The organism is Bifidobacterium sp. LH_416, from assembly GCF_056357055.1.
Genome location: NZ_JBKEVJ010000003.1, coordinates 277636 through 295801 on the forward strand (window position 1 = coordinate 277636; position 18166 = coordinate 295801).

13 protein-coding genes are annotated in these 18166 nt (G+C 56.1%); 8 read left to right on the forward strand and 5 right to left on the reverse strand.

The genetic code is table 11. The annotated features are described in order from the left end of the window. Positions 1 to 8 precede the first annotated feature (8 nt). Entirely contained in the window at positions 9 to 659 is a 651-nt protein-coding gene (locus AC1AY0_RS08155; protein WP_476524624.1) for a TetR/AcrR family transcriptional regulator, read from the reverse strand. A gap of 187 nt (positions 660 to 846) precedes the next feature. On the opposite strand from AC1AY0_RS08155, the gene argS reads away from it, so the two are divergent. From argS to AC1AY0_RS08180, 5 genes are all read left to right on the forward strand, one after another. After that, a complete protein-coding gene (gene argS, locus AC1AY0_RS08160) occupies positions 847 to 2691 on the forward strand; it encodes an arginine--tRNA ligase (protein WP_476524626.1) in 1845 nt (614 codons plus the stop codon). A 105-nt stretch (positions 2692 to 2796) separates the two neighbouring features. After that, positions 2797 to 4419: a diaminopimelate decarboxylase family protein gene (locus AC1AY0_RS08165; protein ID WP_476526177.1), complete on the forward strand. Its 1623-nt coding sequence runs from the start codon at positions 2797 to 2799 to the stop codon at positions 4417 to 4419. A gap of 92 nt (positions 4420 to 4511) precedes the next feature. Beyond that, positions 4512 to 5828, forward strand: coding sequence for a homoserine dehydrogenase (locus AC1AY0_RS08170; RefSeq protein ID WP_476524630.1), 1317 nt, complete (start codon positions 4512 to 4514; stop codon positions 5826 to 5828). Positions 5829 to 5960: 132 nt separating this feature from the next. Then, complete coding sequence (locus AC1AY0_RS08175) at positions 5961 to 7040, forward strand: homoserine kinase (protein WP_476524632.1); 1080 nt, start codon at positions 5961 to 5963, stop codon at positions 7038 to 7040. Positions 7041 to 7058: 18 nt separating this feature from the next. Then, complete coding sequence (locus tag AC1AY0_RS08180) at positions 7059 to 8504, forward strand: Maf family protein (protein WP_476524634.1); 1446 nt, start codon at positions 7059 to 7061, stop codon at positions 8502 to 8504. Between the two features lie 54 nt (positions 8505 to 8558). Here the strand turns inward: AC1AY0_RS08180 and AC1AY0_RS08185 are convergent, their stop codons facing one another. The 3 genes from AC1AY0_RS08185 to AC1AY0_RS08195 all read right to left on the reverse strand — a co-directional run bounded on the left by AC1AY0_RS08185 (position 8559) and on the right by AC1AY0_RS08195 (position 10483). Further along, positions 8559 to 8939, reverse strand: a complete 381-nt coding sequence (locus AC1AY0_RS08185) for a hypothetical protein (protein WP_476524635.1) — start codon at positions 8937 to 8939, stop codon at positions 8559 to 8561. After that, positions 8936 to 9298 carry a hypothetical protein gene (locus tag AC1AY0_RS08190; protein ID WP_476526179.1) on the reverse strand — a complete coding sequence of 121 codons (363 nt, stop codon included), beginning with the start codon at positions 9296 to 9298 and terminating at the stop codon, positions 8936 to 8938. The genes AC1AY0_RS08185 and AC1AY0_RS08190 overlap by 4 nt, the downstream gene beginning before the upstream one ends. Positions 9299 to 9556: 258 nt before the next feature. Continuing rightward, the gene (locus AC1AY0_RS08195) at positions 9557 to 10483 is read right to left on the reverse strand and encodes a helix-turn-helix domain-containing protein (RefSeq protein WP_476524639.1); all 927 of its coding nucleotides are present in this window, start codon (positions 10481 to 10483) and stop codon (positions 9557 to 9559) included. Positions 10484 to 10654: 171 nt separating this feature from the next. Here AC1AY0_RS08195 and AC1AY0_RS08200 point away from each other — a divergent pair, with 171 nt between their 5' ends. Then, entirely contained in the window at positions 10655 to 13999 is a 3345-nt protein-coding gene (locus AC1AY0_RS08200) for a DUF5107 domain-containing protein (RefSeq protein WP_476524640.1), read from the forward strand. A 53-nt stretch (positions 14000 to 14052) separates the two neighbouring features. Here the strand turns inward: AC1AY0_RS08200 and AC1AY0_RS08205 are convergent, their stop codons facing one another. Continuing rightward, a complete protein-coding gene (locus AC1AY0_RS08205; RefSeq protein ID WP_476524641.1) occupies positions 14053 to 15273 on the reverse strand; it encodes a CdaR family transcriptional regulator in 1221 nt (406 codons plus the stop codon). Positions 15274 to 15474: 201 nt separating this feature from the next. Here AC1AY0_RS08205 and AC1AY0_RS08210 point away from each other — a divergent pair, with 201 nt between their 5' ends. Together AC1AY0_RS08210 and AC1AY0_RS08215 are read left to right on the forward strand one after the other, a co-directional pair. Further along, positions 15475 to 16680 (forward strand): glycerate kinase family protein, encoded by a 1206-nt coding sequence (locus AC1AY0_RS08210; protein WP_476524643.1) that lies wholly within the window; start codon positions 15475 to 15477, stop codon positions 16678 to 16680. 225 nt (positions 16681 to 16905) lie between these two features. Further along, positions 16906 to 18159 carry an ABC transporter substrate-binding protein gene (locus tag AC1AY0_RS08215; protein WP_476526181.1) on the forward strand — a complete coding sequence of 418 codons (1254 nt, stop codon included), beginning with the start codon at positions 16906 to 16908 and terminating at the stop codon, positions 18157 to 18159. The last annotated feature ends 7 nt before the right edge of the window (positions 18160 to 18166 follow it).

Consider the following 18166-nt stretch of genomic DNA (forward strand, 5'->3'; position numbering starts at 1 on the left):
GAGAGCCATCAGCGCTCGCTGGTGAACGATGCATAAAAAACGTAGGTTTGGTCGACAAGTTCTTGATTGAAAACCGGTACTCCAATGGAGGCGAGCATGGTGGCAAGGCATTGGATGCGATGTTTAAGCTCAGCGTGGGTTGCCGGGTAGAAACGGGTGAGCAGCCAGTAATTAGCTAACAGTGAGATAAGTTCGGCGGCTTCCTGCGGATATTCGGTGGGGATTGAGCCGTCTTGTATGCCTTCCTCGATGATGGGCAGCCAGTGCTTGGGCAGCTCGGTGGCCCAGAAATTGAGATTGGAGGCCAGCGTTGTGGGGTCGTCTAGGAAGGGGAGAGCGACTTCGTTGAGCTTCTGATGCTCTTCGTTGTTGATAGAGATAGTCAGCATTGCGCGCATTTTTTCGAGCCCGGTAAGGTCTGTGCGAGCCATGATTCTGTCGCGCTCGCCTTGGCTATAGTCCCAATCTGCGCTGTTGAGTCGGTCGAGAATAGCTTCTTTGGACTTGAAATGGTGGTAGATTGCGCCTTTGGAAAGGTCGCCGAGCCGGTCCACGATGTTCTGGATTGAGGTTTTCTCATAACCCTTTTCCATAAACAGGTCACGCGCGGCTTCGAGGATGCGTTGCTCGGTGATTTCCGGATGTGCGTTGCGAGCCATGGCTGGATCTCCTTTGTGACGTGCTGGCTCGCACTATACATACCGTCGGTCGGTATGTATAGGCGTGCGGCGAGCCCGTACATACGGCAGAGGATCAGGAAAACAGGTAAGGCGGCGGTATGTATCGCAATGGTGGCTACGCCATCAGCCATCCGCAAACGTCTCTCTTCTCAGTATCCTTAGAAGAATGAGTCCTGAAGCGTTAAGTGAACTGATTTCTAAGATTGCCCATAATCTCGTCGCAGCCGGTCAAGCCGGCGAATTGACCGACGAGCTGATTCCGCCCGTTGAAAAGCTGACCGTGATGCGTCCGAAGGACCGCGCGCACGGCGATTGGGCCTCCAACATTGCCATGCAGCTGGCTAAGAAGGCCGGCATGAAGCCGCGCGATTTGGCTGAACCGTTCGCCGCCGCCCTCACCGAGGCGGATGGCATCAAGTCCGTGGAAGTGGCTGGCCCCGGCTTTATCAACATCACCCTTGACTCCGCTTCCGCTGCGGCAGTAGTGGATCAGGTGCTGAACGCGCCCGTCGATGAGAACGGCATCTCTACGTATGGTCGCAACAATCACCTGGCCGGCAAGACCCTGAACCTTGAGTTCGTTTCCGCCAACCCCACCGGTCCGATTCACATCGGCGGCACCCGTTGGGCTGCCACCGGCGACTCCATGGCCCGCGTGCTCGAGGCCAACGGCGCCAAGGTGGTGCGTGAATACTACTTCAACGATCACGGCGAGCAGATCAACCGCTTCGCCAAGTCGCTGGTTGCCGCTTGGGCATACGACAACAACCTTGGAGCTGCCGGATACCAGACCGAAACTCCGTTCGATGGTTACAAGGGTGCTTACATTGACGAAATTGCCCGCCGCGTGCAGGCTGAAGCAGAAGCTGATGGCGTGGATCTCACTGCACTCCAGCATGAGGACCAGGGCCTGAACGACGACGGTGAGCCGATCGGCGAGTCCGATTCCGAAGTGCGTGAGGAATTCCGTAAGCGCGCTGTGCCGATGATGTTCGACGAGATTCGCAAGTCCATGAAGGACTTCCGCGTGCACTTCGACGTCTGGTTCCACGAGAACAGCCTGTACCAGGACGGCGAAGTCGACCGCGCCATCGAAGTACTGCGCGAACGCGGTGACATCTACGAGAAGGATGGCGCAACTTGGTTCGAATCCACCAAGCATGGTGACGACAAGGATCGCGTGATTTTGAAATCCAACGGCGAATTCGCGTACTTTGCTGCGGATATTGCTTACTACTGGAACAAGCGTCACCGCAGTACCGACCCGGCAGACATCGCCATTTACATGCTCGGTGCCGATCACCACGGCTACATTGGCCGCATGATGGCCATGTGCGCTGCTTTCGGTGACAAGCCCGGCGAGAACATGCAGATTCTGATTGGCCAGCTGGTCAACGTGCTGAAGGACGGCAAGGCGGTGCGCATGTCGAAGCGTGCCGGCAACGTCGTGACCATCGACGATCTGGTTGAAGCCATCGGCGTGGACGCATCCCGCTACTCGCTGGCTCGCACCGACTACAACTCGCCGGTGGATATCGACCTGAACTTGCTCGCTTCCCACTCCAACGACAACCCGGTCTACTACGTGCAGTACGCGCACGCCCGCTCCTGCAACGTGGACCGCAACGCTGAGGCCGCAGGCATTTCGTACGAGGGTGCGGATCTCTCACTGCTCGATACCGAGGCAGACGGCGAAGTGCTCGCCGCGCTCGCCCAGTGGCCGGCGCTGGTGACTTTGGCTGGTGATGCTCGCGCACCGCATCGCGTGGCACATTATCTGGAGGATCTGGCCGCCGCATACCACAAGTGGTACAACGTGGAGCGTGTGGTGCCGATGGCATTGACCGAGCCGGAAACCCGCGGCGATGACGAGGCTCGTAAGGCTCTGGAAATCGCCAAGAACCCGGAACCGGCCCGCGCTGCCGCCCGTTTGAAGCTCAACGATGCTGTCCGCAACGTGATTGCCGCCGGCCTCGACCTGCTCGGCGTCTCTTCCCCCGAGAAGATGTGATGGCCTTCGGCCATCGCAGTACCCTGCGACGCTCATGACGCTATCGCTGTTCGCTGCTACGGACAGTCCACTGGACTGTCCGTCCCGAAAAGATGTGATCTGATTATGCCTATTACACCAATTTGGCCGGCTGCTACGGCCGTTAACGCTGAAGGCGCTATTGAATTCCATGGCCGTACGGCTGAATCCCTGCTGGACGAGTTCGGCTCCCCGCTGTACCTCATCGATACCGATGAGGTCAACGAGCGCGCACACCACTTTGTACGCGCGGCCGCCAATGCGTTCAACAACTCCACCACGCATGTGAGCTTTGCCGGCAAGGCCTTCCTCTCCAAGGAAGTCGTGCGACTCGTGCTCGCAGCCGGGATGTACGTGGACACCTGCACGATGGGCGAAATGCAAATCGCCCTGGCAGCAGGCGCTCCCGGACGCCGCCTGGTACTGCACGGCAACAACAAGTCAGACGAGGAAATCGCCCTCGCCATCGAACAGGGCTTCGCCAAAATCGTGGTTGACGAGCCTGAAGAACCTGAGCGCATCGCTGCCATCGCCCGCAAACTGGGCAAGCGTGCGCGCGTGATGCTGCGCGTCACCGTGGGCGTGCACGCAGGCGGACATGAATACATTTCCACTGCTCACGAGGATCAGAAGTTCGGCGTACCGCTGCTGCCGGCCAATGCTGACGCATCAGTACTAGACACTGTGCTGAACAATCTCACCGACGTAACCCCGGTCGTAACGAATGCGCGCATCGCACCCGTTGCAGACACTGCTGATAGCGCAATCGCAGGTGAGGCAGACGAGCATAGGCGCGAACGCAAGCTGCAGTACGACGTGAAGTATCCGTACGACCTGAGCCATGAGCAGGTTTCCGAAAAGGATCAGGCACTGGCTGCAGCAATGACTGCCATTGCGGACGGCCCGGCCATCGCCGTGCTGAAAACCATCCTGGCCAACCAGGATGTGCTCGAACTGGTCGGCGCGCATTCGCACATCGGCTCCAATATTCACGATGCCGACGCCTTCATTCAGGCAGGCAAGCGCATGATGCTGCTGCGCAAAACCCTGTATGCCACCGATGCGTTCACGCTGCCGGAGATTGATTTGGGCGGCGGCTACTCCGTGGCATACACGGACGGCGAGGATTCGATGGATATCGACGTGGAGCTCGCACGCCTTGCCGAAGCAGTCAGCACCACCAATCGTGCGCTCGGCATGCCGGCTCCCGCCATCAGCTTCGAGCCGGGCCGCTACATTGTGGCTCCTGCTGGCGTGACCCTGTACCGTGTGGGCACTATCAAGCACGTGCATTTGAGCGGTGAAGGCGATCATGCGCCGAAGGATTCGGCCGGCAACCCGATTAGCGAACGCGTGTACGTTTCCGTGGACGGCGGTATGTCCGACAACATCCGTCCGGCGCTCTACGGTGCCGATTACACCGCACGACTGGCTAACCGCAAGGGTTCTGATGAGACCATGCTGGCTCGTGTCTGTGGCATGCATTGCGAATCCGGTGACATTGTGGTGCACGAGGTCCGCCTGCCCGCTGATCTGAAGCGTGGCGATGTGCTTGCCGTGCCGGTTACCGGCGCATACGGCCGCACTATGGCGTCCAACTACAATCAGGCGCTGATTCCTGCCGTAGTTGCTGTGAGCGAGGCCGGTGCACATGTGATGCTGCGCCGCCAGACCGTGAATGATCTGCTCGCGCTCGATGTGAGCGAGTGACTGAGCTGAACTGTTGGACGCTCACCGGCCGGTGTAGGAAGTAATTCGTACAATGGCCTTGGAATAACGATGCTTGTTGGGAAGGAATTGAAGTGGCAGAACTGAACGAAACCCCGATTCGTGTGGGATTGCTGGGTGCCGGCACGGTCGGCTCTCAGACCGCTCGTCTGATTGTTGAGCAGAAGGACGAGCTGTCCGCTCGTATCGGTCGTCCAATCGAGCTGACCGGTGTGGCCTGCCTCGATCCGAAGGAAACCGAAAAGTTCCCATGGATCGATCAGTCCATTGTCACCACGGACACCATGAGCGTGGCCACCAACTCGGACATCGTGATCGAGCTCATCGGTGGCACTACCGTGGCCCGCAAGTTCGTGCTTGCTGCCATCGAATCCGGCGCTTCTGTGGTGACCGCAAACAAGGCTCTGCTGGCCAAGTACGGTCCGGAAATCTACGCTGCCGCTGAAGCCAAGGGCGTTGACATCTACTTCGAGGCTGCTGTGGGCGGTGCGATTCCATTCCTGCGCCCGTTGCGCGAATCGCTTGTGGGCGACAAGGTGACCAGCATGCTCGGCATCGTCAACGGCACCACCAACTACATCCTGGACGAGATGACCACCAAGGGTCTCCAGTTCGATGATGTGTTGAAGGATGCTCAGGCCAAGGGCTACGCCGAGGCCGACCCAACTGGCGACATCGAGGGTTACGACGCTGCCAACAAGGCTGCCATCATGGCGACTCTCGGCTTCCACACGTCCGTGACCATCGATGATGTGTCCGTTGAAGGCATCACCAAGATCACTGCCGATGATATTGCCGCAGCAACCGCTGAAGGCAAGGTCATTAAGCTGCTGGCCGTGGTCGAAAACGGTGAGGCTGGTGTTTCCGCTCGCGTTTACCCGGCTCTGATTCCTGAAACCCATCCGCTGGCTTCCGTGCACGGTTCCTTCAACGCTGTGTTCGTTAAGGCTGAGGCCGCTGATGATCTGATGTTCTACGGCCGCGGCGCCGGCGGCGCTCCGACTGCTTCCGCAGTAGTGGGCGACGTGGTGACCGAGGCGCGCCATATTGCAGCCGGCTGCACTGGTCCATCCATTCCGCTGTACAAGAACCTGCCCAAGGCTCCGATTAACGCTTCCAAGGCTGCGTTCGCCGTGCGATTCCTGATTCACGATAAGCCGGGCGTACTGGCTGCCATCGCTGCCGAGTTCGCTAAGAATGGCGTGTCTATCAACGGTGTGAACCAGGATCTGAAGCCGTCGCTGAAGGCTCCGGGCTATGACGGTGAGATTCAGCAGCTGCGTATTGTGACCCACGCCACCGATGAAGAGACGCTGCGCGCAACCGTTAAGGCTGTGCAGTCGCTCGACTTCGTAACAGGTGAACCGTCCATCCTGCGCGTTCTGGACTGATTAACTATGGCCCCCTCTGATGAGGGGGCTGTCGGCAAGGCCGACTGGGGGAGAGAAGTTATGGTTTCTCCCTCAGTCTCGCTTACGCGAGCCAGTTCCCTCGTCGGAGGGAGCCAAAAACGAGGAACAACCATGAATCCAATTTGTACTCAGGTGCGCGTGCGCGTGCCGGCCACATCCGCCAACCTTGGTTCCGGCTTCGACACCGTGGGCTTGGCACTCGACTACCATGACGAGCTCACCTTCACACTGAATCCGGACCCCACCGACGGTGTGGCCCACGTGTTCATTCACGGTGAAGGCGAAGATACGCTGCCACGCGATGAAACCCACTTGGTGGTTTCCACTTTCCGCCGTGCTTGCGCCACCTTTGGTCTCGGCCGTTTGGGCTTCACGCTCGAGGCGACCAACAACATTCCGCAGGCGCGCGGCATGGGTTCCTCCGCAGAAGCCATTGTGGCTGGTATTGCTGCGGCCGCAGCCTTTGCGCAGCCCGGTGACCTGAATCGCCCAGCCATTTTCGACATGGCGGCACAGATTGAAGGCCACCCGGATAACGTTGCTCCGGCAGTATTCGGCGGCTTGACTGTTTCCTGGGATTTTGAAACCGCTGAAGGCGTGGGCTCGGTAGCCATTCCGGGTGGCGAACCGCTGCATGGCGGCTTCCATACCGTGAACTATCCGGTGGATCCAGCCATCACCGCAGCCGTGTTTGTGCCGGATTATGAGCTGTCTACGGAAAAGGCTCGTCAGGCACTGCCTAAGGAATTGCCGTACAAGGACGCTGTGTACAACGTGTCTCGCGTGGGCCTGCTGCCTGCCGCAATGAACCCGGTTGTGCTCGCCCAAGCTGCATCACAAGGCGGTGCTGACGCACTTGCTGGCAATGCAGGGGCTGCGCAAGTAACTCCGGCCGCATTTGCTACCGCAGCCGCTCAGGCTAACGCGTTGCTGTTTACTGCCACGCAAGATAAGCTGCATCAGCCGTATCGTTCGCCACTGATGCCGCCATCCGCTGATCTGATTGCTACCTTCCGCGCCAAGGGCTATGCCGCCGCTGTTTCCGGCGCTGGCCCATGCGTACTGGTGCTGCACTACGGCAACGCCCGTGAAGCCATCGATCAGGTGGCCGCTACGCAGCTCGCCTCTGGCCATTGGCGCGTGCTGCACCTGCCCATCAATACCGCCGGCGTCGAAATCGAACGCCGCTAAGCCAATAGAAGGCTCAACATGTCTATTCCGCTGATTCTTGCATCCCAGTCCAAGCCGCGCCGCGATGTGCTGTATGCAGCCGGCATTTGCCCCACGATTCGTGTCTCGCACGTGGATGAGCCGGCCGCGCTTGAGACTGCTGCACAGGCTGCTGGAATCAGCGTGGATGAGTTGACCGTCGAGCAGCGGGTAATGATTCTGGCCGAAGCCAAGGCTCAGGTTGTGCACCGCGCCTATCGCAACGTGGCTGACACGGCTGCTGCAGCAACCGGTAATCGAGTCATTGCATACCCCCTGCGAGCTGCTGAAGTTCAGGCTGAGGATGCCAAGGCGAATATCAAACCAGGCGCATCCATCGATTATTCTTCAGACCGCATTGCCACAACGCGCGATTTCTCCGGTGTCGATATGCCGACCGTGACCGAACCAATTTCCAATGTGATTGCTTTCCAGCCTGGATTGACGCGCGCCACGGTAGGCCCGCTGATCATCGGCTGTGATTCGATGTTCCTCATGGATGGCGAATGCTACGGCAAACCGCACAGCGCAGAGGTCGCCCGCGAACGCCTACGTAAAATGCGCGGCAATAGTGGCGAACTGTGGACTGGTCACTGCATTATTGACTTTGCCACTGGCCGTGTGGCTCGTGGTGCGAGCCGAGCCACAGTGCATTTCGGTGATTTTTCAGATAAGGATATTGAGCGCTACATTGCCACGCGCGAGCCGTTGGAAGTAGCGGGTTCCTTTACTTTGGAAGGTTTCGGCGGCGCGTTCATCGACGGTATCGAGGGCGATCCGCACGGCATTATCGGCATCAGCCTGCCGCTGCTGCGCAAGCTGGCAGCCGAACTTGGCGTGGAATGGACAGATTTGTGGAATGTGCAGCGTGGTGAAATCGCGCCTGAATCCGCGGATGCTGCTGGCATTGCCATGGCCGGAAAGGATAATTTACCGCCTGTGGAGAATGTGCATCAGCCTGGTGATGGTTGGGTGGACTGCGCCTGCGGTCGCAAACATTGGGGCACTAATGGAGCTTCCGGCATTTTGCTGGCTCGGCGTGATCCGGCCAGCGGCAAGGTGACGCATGTGGTGATGCAGCATCGCGCGGCGTGGAGTGCGGAAGGCGGCACATGGGGCATTCCGGGCGGCGCCACTGCGGATGGCGAGTCGCCGATTGAAGGTGCCCTACGCGAAAGCTACGAGGAAGCGAATATCACGCCTGAGGATATCGAGGTGGTCGGCTCCTACCGTGAGGATCACGGCAATTGGGCGTACACCACGGTATTCGCATTCGAAAAACCCGGTCACCAGGTTGAGCCCAAGGCCAACGATGACGAAAGCATGGAGATCTGCTGGGTTCCGATTGACGATGTACCCAACCGCAAGCTCTTGACTGCCATGAAAACTGATTGGCCGCGCTTCGCTGCCCGACTAGAGGAACTGGCCGCAGCCGTTCGGCAGTGATTCTCACTGTATTCTCTGTAGCCGGGGAGTTGGTCGCAACCGGCTAGTTGGCTGCTACAGCTGAGCTAGTCGTTGGTATATATCAGAAGGCAAATGACGGTTACCGAAACCTTTTACGCGGATTCCGTCAGCCACACGTTGATACACGATTCGCATATCAGCTCGGGAATGTTGGCCTCGGAGGTGCTGGAAGTGTAAGGAATGCCATCCGGCGAAGTCATATTTCAGTTCGCTCCCTTCTGCAATACCCTCCACAAGTTGCGTCATAGCTCGATGAACGCTGGTGACTGCGAGTTTGAACTCGTCTTCGTCGGGCCAAACGTAAGCCAGCAGAATGACATCATCCGCGAGAGTATCTGGATCCATATGCAATCCGCGAACCGATGCAATGATGGCTATGGCCTGCTCTAATAAGGCATTGCTGACAGCCATCATTCACCGCCATCAAGGAATGCTCGAACCTTTTCCTTGCGCCGTGCAAGGCTCTCCTGCGCGGACTGAGAGAGGTCAGAGCCAGTTTTCCACTGTTCTTTATCTCCGCGAGCGATGAACAACTGTTGCATAGTGAATCGTTCGACTTCGGATTCCAGTGCATTAATGGCATCGAGCATTTCGTTCAGGGAATCCACAGATACCAGATATCCGGCGGTATCAGTGCGATCGACAATCTCAAGGAGTCCGCGTTCGGCCAGTGCTTTGCGCCATGCGTTCGAGCGAGATAATTCAGTCAGTCCAATACGAGACCCAGGCGTGGCGATTTCCCGCAACGCTTCCGCGCGTTCCTTGATATCCATATCAATCACCACCTTATATGTACTTAATTGTGATTTAATTACATATGTTACTACATGACAAGTGTAATTAGTTGGGTGTGGATTGTGCCACAGCTGAAAAAAGACTGCTGATTAGAGAGACTGTTGCGATAGTCATTCGAGCTCCTTTGCTCGGGTATGTGGTCGTAGTTCCTTGAACATACTGTATGAGAAGTATGCACGTCCGGCTGAAACGACCTATGTGGTTCTAGCTGGCGAAGCTATCCACATTGCGTAAGGTCATTGCCGAATCTCGCTCTGTTTGCGGAATTCCATGGGGGAGACGCCATTTTTGCGTTTGAAGGCAGCGCAGAATGAACTGGTATCAGTAAAACCGCACTCCTCGCACAGCTGCCGTAGTGAAATATCCGAGTTGATCAGTCGATATTTGGCAGCATGCATACGCGCATCCAGTACATAGGCGTATGGCGTGTATCCGGTTTCCTTCTTGAAGACGCGAATAAAGTGATATTCGCTCATATACACTAAGCCAGCCAATTCGCCCACGGTCAGAGGTTCGCTCAGATGATTGGCGATATACGCCAGCACGCTTTCAATGGCATGCGGCCCTCGCCGAGCAGATAACGCTGATGTTCCGCCTCCTGAGGATGTGGCTAAGCCGGATGTCGGAGCTACCGGATCCGACGCCGCATCGTCGGCTCCAAGAGCAAATTCGGTGAGGATATCCGTGATGTACTTGGCCATCAGTGGTTCCGAAATGCGAGCTGCCATATGGAAGGTCTCGTAGATTTTGGTCAGTTGTGTAATCGCATATCCTGGCTCGCGTAATGAAAAGACTGTGCCCAACCTGTCGTGAATCAGTTCGTAATAGGCGCGCGCGGTGGGCCCGTCGAAGTGCAGCCACAGCACTTCGCTTTCCTCGCTCGTGCTGTAGGAATGGTGAGCGTAACAGTCGAGCAGCACGAAATCACCGCTGGATGCATGCTGCGGGCTTTCCCCGAACTTCGATACCACGTCGAACGAGCCGGAACGAATCGCCATAATCAGGAAGCTGTCGAACGCGCTGCGTTCCTGCCGATAGCCGGCTTGGTAATGGAAGAGCCCCGCGCGCAGCGGGTGCAGGAACGTGCGCAATGCTGTTTTGCTGGGTGTGTAGATATAGAACTCAGAGCCCTCATTGGTAATGCCATGTTCCGCCGGTTTCATTGACGCCTCCTTGCGCTGTACCTGCACTTTATAGATAGCAATTATTTCATATCAATGAACAATTACTCTAGATGTTCACGATATTTCTGGCCATAGACTGAAGGCAATCAATCAATAGATTGTGGATTGACAAGGACCAAATCGATAACACTACAACGAAGTGGAGCAATCATGTCCGTTACCATTCGAGACACTGTCATCACCATTCCCACGTATGAGATTGGGGTTGCGGATAAGAACCCGCAATTCATCGAAAAGCGCGTGTATCAAGGAAGCTCGGGCCGCGTTTACCCGTATCCGGTCGTCGAAACCATCAGTGATACCAAACACGACAAGGCCTACAAGGCCGTGATTATCGAGAACGAATACCTCGAAATCACTGTGCTGCCCGAGCTGGGCGGCCGTATTCAGTACGCCAAGGATAAAACCAATAATTATGACTTCGTCTACCGCAACGATGTTATCAAGCCGGCGCTTGTAGGGCTGACTGGCCCGTGGATTTCCGGTGGTATTGAATTCAATTGGCCGCAGCATCATCGCCCGACCACCTACCTGCCGGTTGACTATGACATCAAGGATCTTGAAGACGGCGGCAAGGCTGTGCTCTGCCATGACACCGACCAGATGTACGGCACTCAAGTGGTCACTACAATCGCTCTGCATCCGGGAAAGGCCTACATCGAAATTACTGCGCAGCTGTACAACGGCACCGCGTTACCGCAAACGTTCCTGTGGTGGGCCAATCCTGCGGTTCCGGTCAATGAGCACACGAAAACGGTGATGCCGCCGGATGTGATTGCTGTGATGGATCACGGTAAGCGCGATGTTTCCCGCTATCCGATTGCCACTGGCACCTATTACAAGCATGATTACTCACGTGGCGTGGATATCGGTCGCTATAAGAACGTGCCGGTGCCGACCAGCTATATGGCCGCGCATTCCGACTACAACTTCGTCGGCGGTTACGATTTCGGCGTCGGCGCAGGCATTCTGCATGTGGCCGACCATCATGTTTCCCCCGGCAAGAAACAGTGGACATGGGGCAACGGCGACTTTGGCCGCGCATGGGACCGCAACCTGACCGACGCCAACGGCCCGTACGTTGAACTGATGACCGGTGTCTTTACCGACAATCAGCCTGATTTCACTTGGTTGAAGCCGTATGAAGGCAAGACCTTCACGCAGTATTTCATGCCGTACAAGGCCGTGGGACAAGTCAAGAATGCTTCAATCAAAGCCGCCGTGAACCTGGAAATCGGTCCTGAGGATACGTTCGGCGCAGCTGGTGAAGTAGAGGGCATCGAAGCGCAGGGTCTAACCGCAGGCCAGGGGCGCGTAACCGTATACGCAACAAGTGTGTACGAGAACGCTCGCGTGACCGTAACCACTACGAGCGGCAAGACACTGTATTCCTATACCGGCATGCTCAGCCCGAACGACATCGTCAAGGCTGAGTTTGAGACCGAAGGTGCCGCAGCAACGGATATCACCGCCACCGTAACTGCCGCAGATGGAACGGTGCTCATTGATTACACTCCGCAGCCGAAGAAGATTGAGAAACTGCCCGAGCCGGCCAAGGCAGCCGATGAGCCAGAGGACATCCTGACCAATGAGGAGCTGCTGCTCGCTGGTCTGCATTTGGAACAATACCGCCACGCCACGTACATGCCTGACCCGTACTATCTCGAAGGGCTGAAGCGAGACCCGGAAGATGCGCGCATCAATAACGCATATGGTCGTCTACTGTTGCGTCGAGGCGCATTTGCTCAAGCGGAACACCACTTCCGTACGGCAATCAAGCGCCTGACCAAGCACAACACTCAGCCGTACGATTCTGAACCGCATTACAATCTCGGCCTGGCTCTGTTCTACCAAGGCAAGTTTGATAAGGCATTCGATGTTTTCTTCAAAGCCACTTGGGATGATACGCAGAAGGAGCGTGCCTTCTTCTACATGGCTGCCATCGCCGCCCGGCGAGGCGACTTTGCAGACGCGCTGGAATATGTGAACAACGCGCTGACCCGCAATACGATGAACATCAAGGCTCGCGGCTTGAAAGCAGTCGTGCTCCGCAAACTTGGACGCGCATCCGACGCTGCCGCAGCGTTGGAAGACAATCTCAAAATCGACGAGTTCGATTTCGTCTCAGGCAACGAGCGTGTGCTTGCCGGCGGCGAGCCAGCTGAACTGGAACGTGTGATGCGAGGCTTCTTCGAGAACTATCTGCAGGCGGCCCGCGATTACGCCCTGTTCGGTGCATACGATGAGGCGCTCCAGTTGCTTGAGCAGGCTGACCAGTCAAAGCCAATGGTTAAGTATTACGAGGGCTACTATCTTGCCCAGCTTGGTCGTAAGGCGGAGGCGCGCACGGCGTTTGAGGCTGCGGAGACTGCTCCTTCCGACTACTGCTTCCCGAACAAGTTGGAGGATATCGCTCCGCTTGAAGAAGCCATTACGGTGGTCAACGGTGCCAAAGCCTCCTACTATCTCGGCTGTCTGTATTACGACAAGGTCCAGGCCGAGCAGGCCATCAACCTGTGGGAACAGTCCCGCGACCTCGACCCAAGCTTCCCGACCGCTCACCGCAATTTGGCGCTCGCCTATTACAACAAGCGAGGCGATGCTGCGGCTGCCAAGGCAGAAATCGAGCAGGCCTATGCGCTTGACGAATCCGATGCCCGCGTATTCCTCGAAACCGATCAGCTGCATCGCAAAATCGGCTGGACGTATGCTCAGCGTCTTACGGAATTCGAAAAGCATCTCAATGTGGTGGCCAAGCGCGACGACCTATTTATCGAATATCTGACCGTGCTCAATCTGACCGGTCACTACGCCAAGGCATACGAACTCATGAGCCAGCGTCGATTCCACCCGTGGGAGGGCGGCGAAGGCAAAATCACCTGCCAGTATCGCATCGCGCTGACCCTGCTCGCCAAGGATGCCATGGCTGCAGGCGATTGGGTCAAAGCCAAGGATTTGCTCACGAAAACCCTTGCATACCCGCACAATCTTGGCGAAGGCAAGCTCGAAGGTCAGAAGGACAACGACATCCACTACTACCTTGGCGTTGCTGAGCGCAATCTTGGCGACGAGGAGGCGGCTCGAGCCGAATTCCGTCAAGCCACCATTGGTCCGGATGAGGTTAAGGGGGCCATGTATTACAACGATCAGCCTGCCGAAATGATTCTCTTCCAAGGCTTGGCCCACAAGGCGCTCGGTGAGGCAGGCCCTGCCAACGCCCGCTTCTACCGCCTGCTGGATTATGGTGAGCAGCACCTCGACGATCAGGCTAAGATCGACTACTTTGCCGTGAGTCTGCCAGACTTCCTCATCTTCGAGAACGACTACACGAAGATGAACCGTGTGCACTGCGAATACCTGATGGGACTGGCAAACATCGGGCGTGGTGAACGCGAAGAAGCAGAACGTTTCCTGACCGAAGCGTTAAGCGCCGATCCAAGCCATATCCAAGCGAATCTTTTCGCCGATGAGGTGATGAACCGTCACCTGGTGTGATTCTCTCCCGCGCTGGCTCCCGTTCTTCTCGGACAGGAGCCAGCGCACTTCCGTTACGGAGTGGTCCACCAAAAATCCAGCAAACGCCGCAGTGCAAAAGCCAACGCTAGCAAGGTGTAATCGTGTAAGTTCCGCGGATTGTACCCGGTGGCACGCGCTATTTTATTGAGTCGATTCTGCACAGTGTTCTTATGCAGAAACAGTTCTTCCGCCGTATGCCCGATGCTGCCGTTGTGCCGTGTATAGACATCGAACAACAACGCCGCCTCATCTTTTTCCTCTTCGGTAAGACCGTTCAGTATACGATTCGAGAATCGTTCGGCAATATCATCGCGTATTGCGCACAAGGCCATACCTAATTCGGAATCGTCATAATTCAGCGCGCGCGGATACCTCACAGAGCTGGTGGCCGGCTGAGCTGTATCTCTACTATTGGTCGAAGTGTGCTGCTGATGCAGGTAAGCCAGCCATAATTCGGCACTGCGTGCCTGCAGATACGCTTCGCGATAATCGGCAATAGCATGCACCGGCTCACTAATGCCGAACACCAGTGGATAACCGGTGGTGTTGGAAACCTCTTGTGAGATCTGGTCAAGCACATCCCATTGCATAGGAGTTGCATTATCGGTGGTAAGAATCATGCGAAACTCGCCGCCGTAAATCGAATACAGGCTCTGTGACTGGTTGGCCATAATGCGATCGATCATGTCGTACGTGCCATCCTGTGTGGTGCCGACTTGATTGATTGCATCATTGCGCTGGTCGTGTGGAATGTGCAGTCTGCCTACAGCTACCACGCGCGGTATGGCAAGATCTACGTTCAACGTGTCCGTCACATACCCGATTAAGCCGGTATCCGGCTGCGGTGCGATGAGCAGATTCGTCAGGTTTGCGGCCATCATACGCTTATCGAACCGAGACACCTGCTCCAGATTTTCACGCACCAGAATCTCAGTCATTTTCTTAATGACATTGCCAAACGGTTCCACCTCGGCTCGATTGCCAGTGATACCGATGACGGCGATTACCGAGTCGCCGTGCATTACCGGCACATTGATGCCGTCTCTTGCTCCGGCAAATGGGTGTTCGGCGTCTACTGCCACGCTTTGGCGCGTGCGCGCGGCTAGGCGAGCTGCTGCATGATCGGTGTCGATGCGTGAGGAATCAGTGCTGGCGATGATATGGCCATTCGTATCGAAAAAATTGATGTCATGGCTGATTGCGCCTTTGATATTTTCCACGATGGTCGAGGCGATATGCGGGTCGATTTCCATCTTGGAGCTCCTTTGCCGGATTCTATAAGAGAACACATCAACGTTGAATACATGTTACCTGTACTATACAAATTCGCATATTTTGCGTTTTTTATGGCCTAACAATGGTTGTCTGTACCATGCATAATCGGTCATACTGAAACTGTCCACCAACAATGGACATACAGAGAATTCGCACGACATGATGTGGGAGGTGCTGCAATGAAGTTCGTGATCGCTCCTGATTCGTTCAAGAACTGCATGAGCGCACGCGAAGCAGCCGAAGCCATACGCGCCGGATGCGCTGCGGTATTCCCCGACGCTGAATATGAACTGGTACCAATGGCAGACGGTGGCGAAGGCACCGTGCAATCGCTGGTGGACGCTACTGGCGGTTCGTTGCGTTACGCCACAGTGCTCGACCCGTTGCAAAGGCCGGTATCCGCTGCCTACGGCATATTGGGCGAAAGCGATGCAAGTGACGCTGCGAATGCTGCACGCACCGCACACGATGCAAGCATGGCAAACACAGTAAACACCGCAGTCATTGAAATGGCTGCTGCTTCAGGTATCGGATTCGTGGATGACGCAACGGAAAATCCGCTTATCGCCACCACATACGGTACCGGACAGCTCATTCGCGCGGCCCTCGATGACGGTGCTCGCCGCATCATCATCGGCATTGGTGGTTCGGCTACTAATGATGGCGGTGCCGGCATGGCCGAAGCGCTAGGCGTGCGCTTCCTGGATATCCAAGGACGCCCGATTTCGCGAGGCGGCGGTGGGCTCGACCGATTACATACCATCGACGTCTCCGGACTCGATTCGCGCCTTGCGGCTTCGGAAATCCTTATTGCATCCGATGTGCGCAACCCGCTGACCGGTCCTCAAGGCGCATCCGCGGTATTCGGTCCTCAAAAAGGTGCCACGCCGACGATGGTCAGCCAACTGGACGCCAACTTGGCCCATTATGCCGCTGTAATCAAAAACCAGCTCGGCTATGATGTGGCCACAGTTTCGGGCGCCGGTGCTGCTGGCGGCCTAGGTGCAGGGCTCCTGGCATTCGCTCATGCCAGCATGCAATCCGGAGTCAAGATTGTGGCACAAACCGTGCAACTGGCGAAGCGAGCCATGAACGCCGACTACTGCATTACTGGTGAAGGCGGTATCGACTCACAAACACAGTACGGCAAAACGCCTGTAGGCGTAGCGCAAGCTGTACGCCAGGGAAATCCGAATATCGGCGTTATCGCTCTTGCTGGATATATAGGCGATGACATCAGTCAGCTCTATGACCTTGGCATTGATGCGATATTCGGCATTGTTCCAGGAGCAATACCTTTGGAAGAAGCGCTCGCCGATGGATATGCAAATTTGGCTCGTGCTGCTGAAAATGTAGCTCGACTTATCGCGTTGCATAAGGCATAGTGCACCTCAACAATCTCACATAATCAATAGCAATAATTTCATACTTGCGCGCAATTTATGCCGATAAATCAAGCAAATAGCGCAATAGTATGAAATCAATAAAAACAAAGCGGCGATAAGAACGAAGCAGTTCGATAGTCGCTTTGCATACCACCTTTAGCGTGATTTGCGCAGTCTCCTATACAGCAGGCTTGGCGCAAGCATGCCCTGATGAAAGGAATTATCATGAAACATACGTGGCAAACCATTATCGGCGCCGGTGCCGCAATTGCCATGATTGCATCGCTCACAGCCTGCGGATCCAGCAGCGCGTCCGGAAAGACTGAGCTATCGTTCTTCGCCAACAATACGCAGGACGTCTATCAGCCAATTATCGACGCATTTGAGAAAGCAAACCCGGATATCACGGTAAAGTTCAGCACGACCAACGGTGCACAGGCCGGCTACCAGCAGACATTGCAGACGCGCATTTCTGGCGGACAGCTTGCTGACGTCTATGTAGCTCCGCCGGAACAGCTGAACGATCTGGTGAAGAACGGTGTGGCCAAGGACCTTACTGACGAACCATTCATGGATCGCGTCGGCGATACGAACAAAGCGCAATCCACCATCGACGGCAAGGTCTACAGCATGTCCGTCACTGCATGGACCAACGCCTACGCATACAACAAGGATCTGCTGGCCAAAGCCGGCTACGATTCCATTCCCGAAACCTGGGATGAATTCATCGACATGCTTAAGGCGCTTAAGGATGCTGGCGTAGACAAGCCCTACTTGGAACCCAAGGCTGGACTTGGCGCGCTGGTAGAAGGCTGGATTGGTTATGACTCTTCCAAACAGTCCAAGAGCATCGACCCGCAGATCGGAGACGGCGACTCCACGTTCGCCAAGAGCTACACCAAGTATTACAAGGAATGGGCCAAACTGTTCGACGCAGGTGTGATGGGTTCGGAAGTCACCGGTCTTGCGGATGATCAGGTCCGCTCCGAATTCGCAGCTGGCCGTTTGGCCGTTATGCCTTCCGGATACTGGGATGTGAACACGTTCAAGGATGCTGGCATCAATTTCGCATTCGGCAGGATGCCCATGTTACATAAGGGTGATACGCCATTCGCGCCTGGTTCCGCAGACTCCGGTTACGCCATCAACGCCAAAATCGACGGCAAGAAGCTTGAAGCCGCCGAATCGTTCCTGGACTTCCTGTCTTCCGAAGAAGGTTTGAAGCTGATTCAAGACAACATTGGTCTGATTCCGGCCACCAAAAACTACACGCCTGACATTGATGAGACCTTCACCGAGCCATACGACCTCTATCTGAAGACCGGCAATGTGTATCTCAACACGCTCGGCTGGCCCACCAGCGGCCGCAGTGCACTACGCGCTGAAACCTTCGCCCAGCTTCAGCAGGTGGCGCTTGGTTCCATCACCCCGGCCCAGGCAACCGCCAACTTGGACGCCAAGCTGAAGACGCTGTCCTGAAGGTGAA

Bases quoted from the DNA above. Each gene is read 5' to 3' on its own strand.
- AC1AY0_RS08155 (WP_476524624.1), bottom strand. From the start codon at position 659: ATGGCTCGCAACGCACATCCGGAAATCACCGAGCAACGCATCCTCGAA.
- argS (WP_476524626.1), top strand. From the start codon at position 847: ATGAGTCCTGAAGCGTTAAGTGAACTGATTTCTAAGATTGCCCATAAT.
- AC1AY0_RS08165 (WP_476526177.1), top strand. From the start codon at position 2,797: ATGCCTATTACACCAATTTGGCCGGCTGCTACGGCCGTTAACGCTGAA.
- AC1AY0_RS08175 (WP_476524632.1), top strand. From the start codon at position 5,961: ATGAATCCAATTTGTACTCAGGTGCGCGTGCGCGTGCCGGCCACATCC.
- AC1AY0_RS08180 (WP_476524634.1), top strand. From the start codon at position 7,059: ATGTCTATTCCGCTGATTCTTGCATCCCAGTCCAAGCCGCGCCGCGAT.
- AC1AY0_RS08185 (WP_476524635.1), bottom strand. From the start codon at position 8,939: ATGATGGCTGTCAGCAATGCCTTATTAGAGCAGGCCATAGCCATCATT.
- AC1AY0_RS08190 (WP_476526179.1), bottom strand. From the start codon at position 9,298: ATGGATATCAAGGAACGCGCGGAAGCGTTGCGGGAAATCGCCACGCCT.
- AC1AY0_RS08195 (WP_476524639.1), bottom strand. From the start codon at position 10,483: ATGAAACCGGCGGAACATGGCATTACCAATGAGGGCTCTGAGTTCTAT.
- AC1AY0_RS08200 (WP_476524640.1), top strand. From the start codon at position 10,655: ATGTCCGTTACCATTCGAGACACTGTCATCACCATTCCCACGTATGAG.
- AC1AY0_RS08205 (WP_476524641.1), bottom strand. From the start codon at position 15,273: ATGGAAATCGACCCGCATATCGCCTCGACCATCGTGGAAAATATCAAA.
- AC1AY0_RS08210 (WP_476524643.1), top strand. From the start codon at position 15,475: ATGAAGTTCGTGATCGCTCCTGATTCGTTCAAGAACTGCATGAGCGCA.
- AC1AY0_RS08215 (WP_476526181.1), top strand. From the start codon at position 16,906: ATGAAACATACGTGGCAAACCATTATCGGCGCCGGTGCCGCAATTGCC.